This window comes from Pseudomonas sp. GL_093 (assembly GCF_057837605.1).
This window is the reverse complement of record NZ_CM174448.1, coordinates 6054579-6066883: the sequence shown is the minus strand read 5'-3', so window position 1 is coordinate 6066883 and position 12305 is coordinate 6054579. Positions and strand designations below refer to the sequence as shown.

The window sequence follows — 12305 nt, the reverse complement described above, 5'->3', positions numbered from 1 at the left end:
ACAGGTATTGGCTGAGCAACGCATCCGCCAGAACACGGAAGTCACTTTGCACTTTGCACTGCGCCTGGAGAACGGCGACACCGTCGACAGCACCTTCGACAAAGCCCCGGCGACCTTCAAGGTCGGTGACGGCAACCTGTTGCCAGGGTTCGAAGCAGCGCTGTTCGGCTTCAAGGCTGGCGACAAGCGTACGCTGACGATTCAGCCGGAAAACGCTTTTGGCCAACCCAACCCGCAGAACGTACAGATCATCCCGCGCTCGCAGTTCAAGGACATGGAACTGTCGCCTGGCTTGCTGGTGATCTTCAACGATGCGGCCAATACTGAGTTGCCCGGTGTGGTGAAGGTATTCGATGACGAACAAGTGACCATCGACTTCAACCACCCGCTGGCCGGCAAGACATTGACCTTTGACGTCGAGATCATCGACGTCAAATCGCTGTAACTGACCGAACACGGTCAAAATGTGGGAGTGAGCCTGCTCGCGAAAGCGGTGTGTCAGTCAACATTGATGTTGAATGTGATGACGCTTTCGCGAGCGGGCTCGCTCCCACAGTAAGAAGTTTTTTTACTGTTTTCGCTATTTCTTGCGCGCAAGACACGAGGCACAGCATGCAAATCAAACTCGCCAACCCCCGTGGCTTCTGCGCCGGTGTGGACCGGGCGATCGAAATCGTCAACCGCGCCCTGGAAGTCTTCGGGCCGCCGATCTACGTGCGCCACGAAGTGGTCCACAACAAATTCGTCGTCGAAGACCTGCGCGCTCGCGGGGCTATCTTCGTCGAAGAACTGGATCAGGTGCCGGACGACGTCATCGTGATCTTCAGTGCCCACGGTGTTTCCCAGGCCGTGCGCACCGAAGCCGCCGGTCGTGGCCTGAAGGTGTTCGACGCCACTTGCCCGCTGGTGACCAAGGTACACATCGAAGTTGCACGCTACAGCCGCGACGGCCGTGAATGCATCCTCATCGGCCACGCCGGTCACCCGGAAGTCGAAGGCACCATGGGCCAGTACGATGGCAGCAATGGTGGCGCGATCTATCTGGTCGAAGACGAGAAAGACGTCGCCGCCTTGCAGGTGAACAACCCTGAAAAACTGGCGTTCGTGACCCAGACCACCCTGTCCATGGACGATACCAGCCGCGTCATCGACGCACTGCGTACACGCTTCCCGGCGATCGGTGGCCCGCGCAAGGACGACATCTGCTACGCCACGCAAAACCGTCAGGATGCGGTCAAGCAACTGGCCGACGAGTGCGACGTGGTACTGGTGGTCGGCAGCCCGAACAGCTCCAACTCCAATCGCTTGCGTGAACTGGCCGAGCGCATGGCCACCCCGGCCTACCTGATCGACGGCGCCGAAGACCTGCAAAAGAGCTGGTTCGACGGTGTCGAGCGAATCGGCATCACCGCTGGCGCCTCCGCACCGGAAGTGCTGGTGCGTGGCGTGATCCAGCAGTTGCAGGCGTGGGGCGCTACCGGCGCCGATGAACTGGCTGGTCGCGAGGAGAACATTACCTTCTCCATGCCTAAAGAGTTGCGCGTCCGCTCCCTGCTTTAACGCTTTTGCCCCCTGGGCACAACGCCTGCTCAGCCTTATGGCTGCGCAGGCTGACGCGGCCGGTCGCGGCCAGCACCACCTGGAGCTGAGTGACCGGTTCGCGGGCTGCGCAGATGTGCAATGTCCCCGCTTGAAAGGCCCGGCCGGGCATCTGTGGCTCGCCAATACTGTTGAAGCGTATGTATCGCCTGACCGGCCAATTGCCGACAATCGGCACCTGAGTGCCACTCGCGCGCTCAACCAACAGCGGATTGCTGTTGTCCTCCGCGCCTTTGCCACTGATATCCAGAATGATCCGCCAGCCCTGACTCCAGTCGCCGTTGATACCGTGAATCACGACGCTCTGGTTGCGTGTGATGGCAACGGTTCTGGCGTTGCGTATACCGCTGATAAGCGACTCTGCCATCTGCTCGCGATGGTTCGATTCAGTCAGTGCAGCAAACGCCGGACTGACCAACAGTAGAACAATCCCGACAATTGTCAGTCCCATGAGCAGTTCGATCAGGCTGAAACCTCGCTGATGCATGTCATCTCCCTCCCTGGAGTGCTGCGGCCCGCGCGATCCCTGCGCGAGTAATGGCAAAACAACCGTACATCCGCCGGTCGAATGTTCTAGCGTGTAGAAGCAGGTATAGCCGACGGCGACGGAGGGCACAGATGGATCATCGTACAAAAGGTTTCACGCTGATCGAGTTGCTGATCGCGCTCGCGGTGTTTCTGATCCTGATCACGCTGGCCGTACCGGCGTTTACCCGTTCGGTGCAAAGCACCAAGGCCGACACCGAAATCGGCGATCTGCAACGCGGACTCAATTTCGCCCGACTGGAGGCCATCGACCGTGGCGTCACCACCCGGCTACGCCCGACGGCCGGCGGCAGCGTCTGGACCGGAGAATTAACGGTGTTTGACGGGACTGGCAATCCGGCCAATGTATTGCGGGTTGTTCCAGCGATGAGCAGCGGCGCGACTCTGACGCTAACCTCAGGAGTGACCGCCATCGATTTCAACAACCTTGGCGGGTTGTCGGCACCGTCCACGGCGGTAGTGATCAGCTATGTACTGGGGGCACAAAGCAGGACGCTGAATGTGTGTTTGAACGGACGAATTCTATTGGGTGGAAGCTGCGGATGAGGGGATGGAGCAAGCGTGCACAGGAGGGCATGACGCTGATCGAAGTCTTGGTTGCGTTGTTGATTCTGACGGTGGGGCTGTTGGGGGCTGCGGCGATTCAGCTCAATGCGCTGAAGTACACTGACAGCGCGCGGATGACCAGCCAGGCGAGTTTTATCGCCTACGACATGATGGACCGCATTCGCGCCAACTCCGGTGCCGACTACACCGTCACGCCTCCGACCTCAGGCAACCTGAGCGTCGCGCGGGATCAGGACCTCTACGACTTCACCACCAACATTGTCAATTTCGGCGGCGCCACCGCCACCGGAAGCGTGACGCTCAATCAGCGGGTGTACACCATCACCATTACCTGGGATGACTCGCGGGCTGCGAATATCGCCAATTCGCGGCGCAGTTTCGTCCTGACCAGTCGTGCCACCATCGACCCGGTGCCGACGCCATGAACCGGTCCAATAGAGGTTTCGGTCTGATCGAGTTACTGATCGCCCTGGCATTGAGTTTGGTCGTGGTCCTGGGCGTGGCGCAGATTTTCATCGCGGCCAAGAACACCTATGTCAGCCAGAACACCGCTGCCGCCATGCAGGAAGATGCGCGGTTCGTGCTGAGCAAGATGATTCAGGAAATCCGCATGGTCGGCATGTTCGGATGTCTGGGGGCAGTCACCGATTCAAGCTCGGCAGGTGACTTCAATGCCAGCCAGACAACGCCGATCAGTTGGGACAACGCCAACCTCAAACTGACCCTGGTGACAGCGGATGTCGGCGGCAGTGGTGGGGTACCGACCTGGACGGTGGTTTCCGATTGTCGGAACAATGCAACAGCCTACACGGGCGCCCGAGTTCCGGGGTCGGGAGAGCTGGCGTTTCCGATCCGGCGCTTGATCTACAGCTTCAGCAACAATCAACTGCTGATGGGTGTCGGCACCGGCACGCCGGCTCAGGCGGTACTGGTGAACAACGTCAGTGCCTTCAACGTGAGCTTCGGCCTCGCCAGTTCCGCCACTGATGTGGCTGCCTCCAGTTACAGCAGCAATCCCACTGATCCGGCGCGCATCCGTAGTGTTCGCCTGACGTTGACCCTCACCGACCCGAACAACCGGGTAGGCAATCAAACCTTCAACGTGGTTGCCGCGCTGCGCAACCGCCTGCCATGAGGGGAGGGCCGATGAGTATTACTCCCGTGACCCCTCACGCCCAGCGGGGCATGGCGCTGCTGGTCAGCCTGGTGTTTCTTCTGTTGCTGACATTGATCGGTCTTTCATCGATGCAAAACGCCACCCTGCAGGAAAAAATGGCCGCCAGCGTGACCTTGCGCAATCAGTCGTTCCAGGGCGCCGAATCGGCGTTGCGCGTGGGTGAAAGCGCGGTGCAACTGGAGACCTTTTCGTTGCCGGTCTGCAGCGGCACCACCCAATGCGCGCCACCGGCCGAGTCGTCGACAATCACCGGCGCCGGTTTCAATTCCACCTCGGGAGTAACCTGGATCGCCTCCGGCAGCGGTTTTTACGGGGTGCAGAACATCGGCACCACCCTGACCGCCGTGAATGTGCCGAGCAACACCTCGACAACGCTGTACCGGGTGACCGCAGTCGGCATCGCGGGCAACTCGCGCAGTGTGGTGGAGAGTATCTATGCGAAGTACTGAACGGCACGCCGGGTTGTGGCGCCTGGTATGCGGCGTGTTGTCGGGTTTATATCTCTCAGCGCCCGCGTATGCCTTCACACCGTCGGATTCACCGCTATTGAGCGCTGCAGCCGTCGCACCGAACGTGATGTTGTTGATCGACGATTCGGGCAGCATGAACAACATCATCTACGCGGCAGGATTCGATCCGGCAGTGAACCGAACCCCGGCCCGGCAATGCAATGCGCTGCTGGGGCTGTGTCTGGGTTTCTCTTACATCACCGGTGACACGGTCTTCCTCTCCAGCTTGCCGACGTCCGGATGCTCCAACGGTTACTACGCGTTTTACAACAACAGCCTCGCGCCCCAGTGCCTCAAACTGCCCGATCCGGTAGGCAACGAAAATACCCGATATTCTGCGGACTACATTTCGTACCTGGTGGGGCTGGCCAACGGTAGCAACCGCGATTTCACCACGGGTTCCATCCCCAACGATTACCGGATGAACGTTGCGCGCAAGGTGTCCACCGATCTGGTGACCACCAACCGCGGGCTGCGTATTGGCCTGGCGACGTTCAACCCTGTCAACAGCAACAACTCCGGCAATGGTGGCTACATCGCCCGTTCCATTAGCGATCTGGCGGACCAGGCCAACTACAGTGCCCTGATTACCTCGATCAACGGCTTGAGTGCGGTCGCCAACACGCCCCTGGCGGAAACCTATTACGAAGTGACCCGGTACATGCGCGGCATGGCGCCGTTCTACAACTCGACGCCCGCCACCTACACCAGTCCGATCCAGTACCGCTGCCAGAAAAACTATGGCGTGGTGATTACCGACGGCTTGCCCACCTTTGACCGGACCTTCCCGACCACAGATCCCCTGGGCGGTACCCGACTGCCCAATTGGGACGGTGTAAACAACGACGGCCCTGGTGGCGATGATGAGGGCGATACGCTTTACCTGGATGACATTGCCAAGTTCGCCTTCGACATCGACATGCGCACGACTGGCACCGATTCTGCGAGTAAAAGCTGGGACGCAGCGGATTTTCCAAAACAGAACATGAACACCTACACCGTCGGTTTCGCCACTGCGAACCAGATGTTGTCGGACGCGGCGACTTACGGGCAGGGCAAGTATTACCAGGCGACCGACAGTGCAGGACTCAACAGTGCACTCTCGTCCGCCCTGAGCGATATCACCTCCAAGGCCGGCTCCGGCGGCAGTGGCGTCACCAGCGGGACCACTCTGGCCAGCGGTTCGAGTTACTTTCAGACCAGTTACGATCCCAAGGATTGGCGCGGCACGATCAAGTCCTACGGATTTACCTCCAGTGGTGCGGTCAACACCGCCTCGGTGTTGTGGACAACCGATACCGCCATCGTGCCCGGTGCCACGGCGCCGACCTATCAATCCTGGAACACCCTGACCAATGCGGCCGTGACGCTGGCCTACGCCAGTTTTTCCCCTGCCCAACAAACTTCCCTCAACCAGAGTTTGCCCACCGGCATCACCGGCAGCGATCTGGTGGAGTGGAGCAAGGGCACCAATAAGGCCGGCCTGAAAGTGCGCAGTGTGCTGCTCGGCGACATCATCAATTCGCCGTTGGCCCTGGCATCGCCCACGGATAAAACCGCGTCCGATCTGTCAGGCGACACCACTTACAGCACCTATCTGGCAACCAAAGCGGCAAGCATGAACGCCAGCCTCGTGGTGAACGCCAACGACGGCTTTGTAAACGTCATCAACACGGCCAACGGCACACGGCGTTACGCTTTTATGCCGTCCAGTGTGTTGCCGTCACTGCACTACATCGCCGACCCCACTTACATAAACGGGGTGAGCCACAAGTTTCTGGTGGACGGCCAGGTGGGCGTGTTCGATGCCCAGCTCAACAGTGCCTGGAAAACCCTCGCGTTGGGCGGGACAGGGGCGGGGGGCAGGACCTTCTACGCGTTGCAGTTGTTCGACGCCTCGGCCGGTAACGTAACGAAGGCGTTGTGGGAGATCAGCGCACCGGCCACAGCAAACACGGCGAACATTTTCAATGATCTGGGTTATGCCTACGCACGACCGGAAGTGGCACGCTTGGCCGACGGTCGATGGGCGGCATTCATCTCCAACGGTTATGGCAGCAACTCCGGGGTGGCAGCGTTGTACGTGGTCGACATTCGCGACGGCACGCTGATCAAGAAAATAGTGGTCGACGGTGCCGAGACGACCAACGGCCTGTCGTCGGTAAAACTTCGGGTGAACTCGCAGAATGTGGTGCAGGCCGCTTATGGCGGCGATTTGAAGGGGCGGATGTGGAAGTTTGATTTGAGTGCCACCGCCCCGGAATCGTGGGACCTGGCGTTTTCCCGCCAACCGCTGTTTACCACTGCAGGTGGCGTCACCCAGCCGATTACCGCGCAACCATTGCTGGCGGACAATTCGTTGGGGGGGAAGGAAGTGTTTTTCGGTACCGGTAAATTCAATGAGACTGCCGACAAGACCAACAAAGACCTTCAGGCTTTCTATGCCGTGTGGGATGCGGAAGGTGGCTCCGGACAAATCACAACGTCCAGTTTGCAGGCACAGTCGGTGATCGGCGTGCTCTCGGGTAGCAGTGGGCAATTCATCACCACCAGCCAGAACGACGTGACCTATCCGGCGAAAAAAGGCTGGTACCTGCCGCTGGTGTACAACAACGTGCTAACCGGTGAGCGGGTGATCAATCAGGCCAGTCTGGTGGCCGGCCGGATTGTGTTCACCACGGCCAGCGTGGACACCACCGATCCTTGCGCCAGTTTCGGTACCGGCAAACTGGTCGAGCTGGATGCATTCAGCGGTAAGATGCTCAATTACGCGGTGCTCGACACCAATGGTGACGGGCTGGTCGACAGCACGGATTCGATATCAAGCGGAGTGATTTTCACCGGTGGTATTCCGACGCTGAACGCGATCGTCAACAATGCGTCCCGCAAGATTGTTAACAACTCCAGCGGTGGCATCAGCTCCCTGGTGGAAAAGCCCGGCAGCGGCGGCAGCCGTCGCATCATGTGGCGACAAATACAGTAAGTGAGAGTTGAGGCATGCGCAGATCCATCCGAGGTTTTACCCTGATCGAAATCATGATCGTGATTGCGATCATCGGGATCGTCATCACCATTGGCTACCCGAGCCTCACCGAGTACGTGAATAAGGGGCGCCGCACTGAAGTCGCCGGCCTGCTCTCCGAACAGGCGCAGATCCTTGAACGCTACTATTCGAAGAATAATGTCTACACCAATGCCACCGGCATGAGCGCCGGTAATGACTTCTACACCATCACCCCGACCCTGACCGATCAGACCTTCCTGCTGACGGCGGTGCGCAAGGCCGGCAAGGCCATGGCAGCTGACAAGTGCGGTGATTTCACCATCACCAACACTGGCGTCAGAAGCATGGTCAATGCGACGGCCGCGACCAAGGATTGCTGGGGGCGCTGAGTTCCTTTTGCGGGCGCCTTTTTGCGCCCTCTGTCTATTTAACGGTTGGATCAGAACATGACCAGGCAACAGCAAGTGGTGATTGTCGGCGGCGGCGTGATTGGCCTGCTGACAGCGTTCAATCTCGCGTCCGAAGTGCAAAGTGTTGTGCTGCTGGATCGTTCGAACGTCGGTCAGGAGTCGTCCTGGGCGGGTGGCGGCATCGTTTCGCCGCTCTACCCGTGGCGCTACAGCCCGGCGGTCACCGCGTTGGCGCATTGGTCCCAGGATTTTTATCCACAGCTGGGTGAGCGACTGTTTGCCGCCACTGGTGTCGATCCCGAGGTGCATACCACCGGGTTGTACTGGCTGGATCTGGATGATGAGGCCGAGGCGCTGGCCTGGGCCGAGCGGGAAAACCGTCCGTTGCGGGCTGTGGATATCTCGGCGGCTCACGACGCGGTACCTGTGTTGGGGAGCGGTTTTTCCCGGGCGATCTACATGGCCGATGTGGCCAATGTGCGTAATCCGCGGCTGGTGAAGTCCCTCAAGGCTGCGTTGCTGGCGCTGCCGAATGTGACGATTCATGAGCAGTGTGAAGTCAGCGGGTTTATCCGTGAAGGCGCTACGGTGGTCGGGGTGCAGACCTCGGCGGGAGCGATTCATGGCGGTCAGGTGGTGCTGACTGCGGGCGCCTGGAGCGGTGATTTACTCAAGAGCCTGGGCCTGGACCTGCCGGTCGAGCCGGTGAAAGGGCAGATGATCCTCTACAAATGTGCAGCGGATTTCCTGCCGAGCATGGTTCTGGCCAAGGGGCGTTATGCGATTCCCCGGCGCGATGGGCACATTCTGATCGGCAGTACGCTGGAGCATGAAGGCTTCGACAAGACGCCGACCGAATCTGCCCTGGAGAGCCTGAAGGCGTCGGCGGTGGAGTTGATTCCTGCACTGGCGGATGCCGAAGTCGTGGGGCACTGGGCCGGGTTGCGACCGGGCTCACCGGAAGGCATTCCCTACATCGGTCGCGTGCCAGGGTTCGAAGGGCTTTGGCTTAATTGCGGGCATTACCGTAACGGCCTGGTGCTGGCGCCAGCGTCGTGTCAGTTGTTTGCGGATGTGATGCTGGGGCGTGAGCCGATCATTGATCCGGCACCGTATGCACCGGCTGGACGTATTTAACCGTTAGATATTGATTGTTTGCCCTACCGCCATCGCGAGCAAGCTCGCTCCCACAGGGTTCAGTGGTGTGCACATAATCTGAACACACCTCAGATCAACTGTGGGAGCGAGCTTGCTCCGGGCGGCGTTCCGACGATGGGTCCCTCAATCCAATCCAAGTTTCTTGAGCCTGTAGCGCATCGACCGGAATGAAAGATTCAACCGCTGAGCCGCCGCCGTGCGGTTCCAGCGGGTTTCTTCCAGGGCCTGGAGGATAAGGTTGCGTTCGACGTTTTCCAGGTAGTCTTCCAGGTTGTCGATCTGCGTCAGGTCCGGCACACCGCCTTCCGGGTTGCAGTTGCCTTCGGCCAGTCGCAGGTCGCTGGCTTCAATTTGTTTGTTTTCACACAACGTGTGCGCCCGTTCGAGCACGTTCTCCAGTTCCCGCACATTGCCGGGGAAGCGGTAGCTTTTCAGCGCGTCGAGGGCTTGGGGGTGGAGTTTTGCGGCGGGTTGGCCAGTGCTGATGGCCAGGCGTTTGAGCACATGGCTGGCGAGGGATTCGATGTCGTCACGGCGTTCGCGCAAGGGCGGCACCCGTAGTTCGATCACGTTCAACCGGTAGTACAAATCCTGGCGAAAGCGTTCGGCGGCGACTTCGGCGTCGAGGTCTTTGTGGGTGGCGCAAAGGATACGCACATCGACCACGGTTTCCTGCTGTTCCCCGACACCGCGAACGGCTTTTTCCTGTATCGCCCGTAGCAGTTTGACCTGCATCGCCAGCGGCAAATCAGCCACTTCGTCGAGGAACAGGGTGCCACCATGGGCAGCCTGGAAAAGTCCGGGTTTATCTTCGATGGCACCGCTGAAGCTGCCTTTGCGGTGACCGAAAAATTCGCTCTCCATCAATTCCGACGGAATCGCCCCGCAATTGACCGGGATAAACGGTTGGCTGGCACGTGGGCCTTGCTCATGGATCAGTCGCGCGACCAATTCCTTGCCACTGCCGGATTCGCCGCTGATGTACACCGGCGCCTGGCTGCGGGCCAGTTTGTCGATGTGTTTGCGCAGGGCGCGCATGGGCGGTGAATCGCCCAGCAGCCGGCGATCGATGGCGATGCCGGTGCCGCCCGGCGCGGGCAACCGAAGCGCGCTGCTGACCAGTTCCCGCAGGCGAGTGAGGTCCACCGGTTTGGTCAGGAAGTCGAAGGCGCCGGCCTTGAGGGCGTTGATCGCCGTTTCCAGGCTGCCATAAGCGGTGATCATTGCCACCGGTACTTGGGGGTGGCGTTGCTGGATGTGTTGCACCAGCTCAAGGCCGGTGCCGTCCGGCAAGCGCATGTCGGTCAGGCACAGGTCGAACGTCTCTCGCGACAGCAGGGCCTGGGCTTCGCCGAGGTTGCGGGCACTGAAGGTGTCGAGTTTCATCCGGCCCAGGGTGATTTCCAGGAGTTCGCGGATATCCGGTTCGTCGTCGACGATCAGGACTTTTTGCCGTGGGCTCTTGTTCAACTTTGTTTCCGTCCGTGAGCAAAAGTGATGCGAAAGCAGCCGCCGCCTTGGCGTGGTTTGAAGTCTAGGCGGGCCTGGTTGCTTTCGCACAGCTCACGGGACAGATAAAGCCCCAGGCCGGTGCCTTGGGGGCTGGTGGTGAAGAACGGTTCGAACAAGTGCACGTGATGCTCCGGTGCCACGCCGGGGCCATCGTCCAGAATCTCGAGGATCGGCAACTGGCTGTCCGGGTCGACGAACAACTCGAGCCAGACCTGTGCCAGGTCGTGATTCAAGGTGCTATGGCGCCAGGCGTTGCGCAACAGATTGTCGAGAATCTGGGTCAGCTGGTCTGGGTCCATCAGGGTTTTGAAGTCCCCTGAGCCGATGCGCAGATGAATCTGCTGATGTTCGGTCGCCCCCTCGCGGGTTTCGTTGACGAACTGTTCCAGCCACGGCTTCAGATCAAGCCGTTGCGCTACGGTTTGCTGGCGGCGGGACAGTTGCAGGACGTTTTCGATTACCCGATTCATTCGCTGAGAGTGGTCTTGAATAATCTGTGTCAGACGTCGATCCGCGCGGTTCAGTTCCTCTGATTCCTGCAATAGCTGCGCGGCATGACTAACGGCGCCCAGTGGATTGCGGATTTCATGGGCGATACCGGCGGTCAGGCGACCGAGGGCGGCGAGCTTCAATTGCTGGGCTTGTTGAGCGATTTGCGCGAGGTCTTCGAGAAAGACCAGGGTCTGGTGGTGAGGGCTTTGGTCCAGGGCAATGAAGCTCGGTTGCAGCTCCAGACCGCTATTGGCGACTTTCAGGCTCTGGGGGCGCAGCGTCGGATTGTTGAGCCACAGTTGCTGGCGTTCGACCAGGCTGGGCAGGTAGTCGTCGATCAGTTGGCCTGCAAGATTTTCCCTGCCTAACAGGTTCAAGGCGCTGTGGTTGGCCAGTTGAACCCGCCGCTTGTCGTCGAGTACCAGGATGCCGGTACGCATGCGTTGCAGGATCAGTGCGTTGAGGGCTTCGAGGCCGACGACTTCGCTTGCCCGTTGTTCGGCGAGGGTTTCGCTGACCTCCAGGCGTCGGCTCAGCCCTTGCACCAGCAATGCCGCAGCAAAACACAAGGCGCCGAGCGTGCCGACTTGCAGGTAATCGTTGGGGGTGGCGGGATGGCTGAAACTCAGGAGGAAGCTCAGCCCGACGATGCCGAGCGCGCCAACCGCGGCAATCAGCAGGCCGATGCGCCCTCGCAACAAGGTGTTACTGATGGCCACCGATACGATCAGCAAGTTGCCGATGGCGCTGGCCACACCGCCGGCGGCGTAGAACAGACCGCACAGCAGCAGGACGTCGGTCAGCGCCAGGCTGAACAGTTGCGCCGGGCGCCGGGTGTTCCCGAGGAATACCACCAGCAGGATATTCAGCACCAGGTAAAACCAGCTGCCACTGCGCAGCAGGTCGTCATTACTGAACGTCAGCAACTGGTTGTCCATGTTGCTGGAGATCAACAGCACCAGGGTGATGCCGATGCTCAAACGGTAAAGGTGATAGAGGCGCAGCAGTCGCTGGGCCTGTTTGCTGCCGGGACTGGAGGTCTCAGCGATCACTGGAGCCCGGGCCTTGCTCAAGATGAGCCTGGCTGCAATACCACTGTTGTTGAAGGTTCAGCGCGCGGTCGCGTGGCAGGTGAACGCCGCAATGGGCGCAGCGGACCATCGGGGCCGCTTCCAGTTCGGCAGAGGACTTGGGCACGGAAGCCTGGCCCTTGAACTTGCGCCAAAACCATACCGCAGCGGCAATCAGAGCGATCCAGAACAGTAAACGAAGCATGATGAGCTGCTATTCGACGAGTGATGAGCCAGTTTAGCCAAGGACATGACCAGCGC

Annotated in this window: 13 protein-coding genes; 9 read left to right on the top strand and 4 right to left on the bottom strand. The window is 59.8% G+C overall.

What is annotated here, in order from left to right; genetic code table 11:
- Positions 1-7 precede the first annotated feature (7 nt).
- The gene (gene fkpB / locus AC3IUE_RS27990; protein ID WP_489268978.1) at positions 8-445 is read left to right on the top strand and encodes an FKBP-type peptidyl-prolyl cis-trans isomerase; all 438 of its coding nucleotides are present in this window, start codon (positions 8-10) and stop codon (positions 443-445) included.
- 167 nt (positions 446-612) lie between these two features.
- Positions 613-1560, top strand: coding sequence for a 4-hydroxy-3-methylbut-2-enyl diphosphate reductase (ispH, locus tag AC3IUE_RS27985; RefSeq protein ID WP_033054296.1), 948 nt, complete (start codon positions 613-615; stop codon positions 1558-1560).
- On the opposite strand, the gene AC3IUE_RS27980 is transcribed toward ispH, so the two are convergent.
- Positions 1529-2086: a GspH/FimT family pseudopilin gene (locus tag AC3IUE_RS27980; RefSeq protein WP_489264346.1), complete on the bottom strand. Its 558-nt coding sequence runs from the start codon at positions 2084-2086 to the stop codon at positions 1529-1531. The two genes, ispH and AC3IUE_RS27980, sit on opposite strands and share 32 nt — an antisense overlap.
- Positions 2087-2217: 131 nt before the next feature.
- Between AC3IUE_RS27980 and AC3IUE_RS27975 the strand changes: the two genes are divergently transcribed.
- Genes AC3IUE_RS27975 through thiO form a run of 7 tightly spaced genes read left to right on the top strand, consistent with a single transcriptional unit; the run spans position 2218 to position 8949 of the window.
- Positions 2218-2691 (top strand): GspH/FimT family pseudopilin, encoded by a 474-nt coding sequence (locus tag AC3IUE_RS27975; RefSeq protein WP_056742820.1) that lies wholly within the window; start codon positions 2218-2220, stop codon positions 2689-2691.
- A complete protein-coding gene (gene pilV, locus AC3IUE_RS27970; RefSeq protein WP_056742818.1) occupies positions 2688-3137 on the top strand; it encodes a type IV pilus modification protein PilV in 450 nt (149 codons plus the stop codon). The genes AC3IUE_RS27975 and pilV overlap by 4 nt, the downstream gene beginning before the upstream one ends.
- On the top strand, positions 3134-3847 hold the full coding sequence (locus AC3IUE_RS27965; RefSeq protein ID WP_056742816.1) for a PilW family protein: 714 nt from the start codon (positions 3134-3136) through the stop codon (positions 3845-3847). The genes pilV and AC3IUE_RS27965 overlap by 4 nt, the downstream gene beginning before the upstream one ends.
- Positions 3848-3858: 11 nt before the next feature.
- Positions 3859-4338, top strand: coding sequence for a pilus assembly PilX family protein (locus AC3IUE_RS27960; RefSeq protein WP_056742814.1), 480 nt, complete (start codon positions 3859-3861; stop codon positions 4336-4338).
- Entirely contained in the window at positions 4325-7381 is a 3057-nt protein-coding gene (locus AC3IUE_RS27955; protein ID WP_489264345.1) for a pilus assembly protein, read from the top strand. The genes AC3IUE_RS27960 and AC3IUE_RS27955 overlap by 14 nt, the downstream gene beginning before the upstream one ends.
- Positions 7382-7395: 14 nt before the next feature.
- On the top strand, positions 7396-7791 hold the full coding sequence (locus AC3IUE_RS27950) for a type IV pilin protein (protein ID WP_489264344.1): 396 nt from the start codon (positions 7396-7398) through the stop codon (positions 7789-7791).
- Positions 7792-7848: 57 nt separating this feature from the next.
- The gene (gene thiO, locus AC3IUE_RS27945; RefSeq protein ID WP_489264343.1) at positions 7849-8949 is read left to right on the top strand and encodes a glycine oxidase ThiO; all 1101 of its coding nucleotides are present in this window, start codon (positions 7849-7851) and stop codon (positions 8947-8949) included.
- A 144-nt stretch (positions 8950-9093) separates the two neighbouring features.
- Here the strand turns inward: thiO and AC3IUE_RS27940 are convergent, their stop codons facing one another.
- The 3 genes from AC3IUE_RS27940 to AC3IUE_RS27930 are packed head-to-tail and all read right to left on the bottom strand — an operon-like array spanning position 9094 to position 12249.
- Positions 9094-10440, bottom strand: a complete 1347-nt coding sequence (locus AC3IUE_RS27940) for a sigma-54-dependent transcriptional regulator (RefSeq protein ID WP_489264342.1) — start codon at positions 10438-10440, stop codon at positions 9094-9096.
- Positions 10437-12026 (bottom strand): sensor histidine kinase, encoded by a 1590-nt coding sequence (locus AC3IUE_RS27935; RefSeq protein ID WP_489264341.1) that lies wholly within the window; start codon positions 12024-12026, stop codon positions 10437-10439. The genes AC3IUE_RS27940 and AC3IUE_RS27935 overlap by 4 nt, the downstream gene beginning before the upstream one ends.
- Positions 12016-12249: a PP0621 family protein gene (locus tag AC3IUE_RS27930; RefSeq protein ID WP_046048805.1), complete on the bottom strand. Its 234-nt coding sequence runs from the start codon at positions 12247-12249 to the stop codon at positions 12016-12018. The genes AC3IUE_RS27935 and AC3IUE_RS27930 overlap by 11 nt, the downstream gene beginning before the upstream one ends.
- Between the last annotated feature and the right edge of the window lie 56 nt (positions 12250-12305).

Excerpts from the sequence above, each read along its gene's own strand:
- ispH (WP_033054296.1), top strand. The coding sequence starts at position 613 with ATGCAAATCAAACTCGCCAACCCCCGTGGCTTCTGCGCCGGTGTGGAC.
- AC3IUE_RS27980 (WP_489264346.1), bottom strand. The coding sequence starts at position 2,086 with ATGCATCAGCGAGGTTTCAGCCTGATCGAACTGCTCATGGGACTGACA.
- AC3IUE_RS27975 (WP_056742820.1), top strand. The coding sequence starts at position 2,218 with ATGGATCATCGTACAAAAGGTTTCACGCTGATCGAGTTGCTGATCGCG.
- pilV (WP_056742818.1), top strand. The coding sequence starts at position 2,688 with ATGAGGGGATGGAGCAAGCGTGCACAGGAGGGCATGACGCTGATCGAA.
- AC3IUE_RS27965 (WP_056742816.1), top strand. The coding sequence starts at position 3,134 with ATGAACCGGTCCAATAGAGGTTTCGGTCTGATCGAGTTACTGATCGCC.
- AC3IUE_RS27960 (WP_056742814.1), top strand. The coding sequence starts at position 3,859 with ATGAGTATTACTCCCGTGACCCCTCACGCCCAGCGGGGCATGGCGCTG.
- AC3IUE_RS27955 (WP_489264345.1), top strand. The coding sequence starts at position 4,325 with ATGCGAAGTACTGAACGGCACGCCGGGTTGTGGCGCCTGGTATGCGGC.
- AC3IUE_RS27950 (WP_489264344.1), top strand. The coding sequence starts at position 7,396 with ATGCGCAGATCCATCCGAGGTTTTACCCTGATCGAAATCATGATCGTG.
- thiO (WP_489264343.1), top strand. The coding sequence starts at position 7,849 with ATGACCAGGCAACAGCAAGTGGTGATTGTCGGCGGCGGCGTGATTGGC.
- AC3IUE_RS27930 (WP_046048805.1), bottom strand. The coding sequence starts at position 12,249 with ATGCTTCGTTTACTGTTCTGGATCGCTCTGATTGCCGCTGCGGTATGG.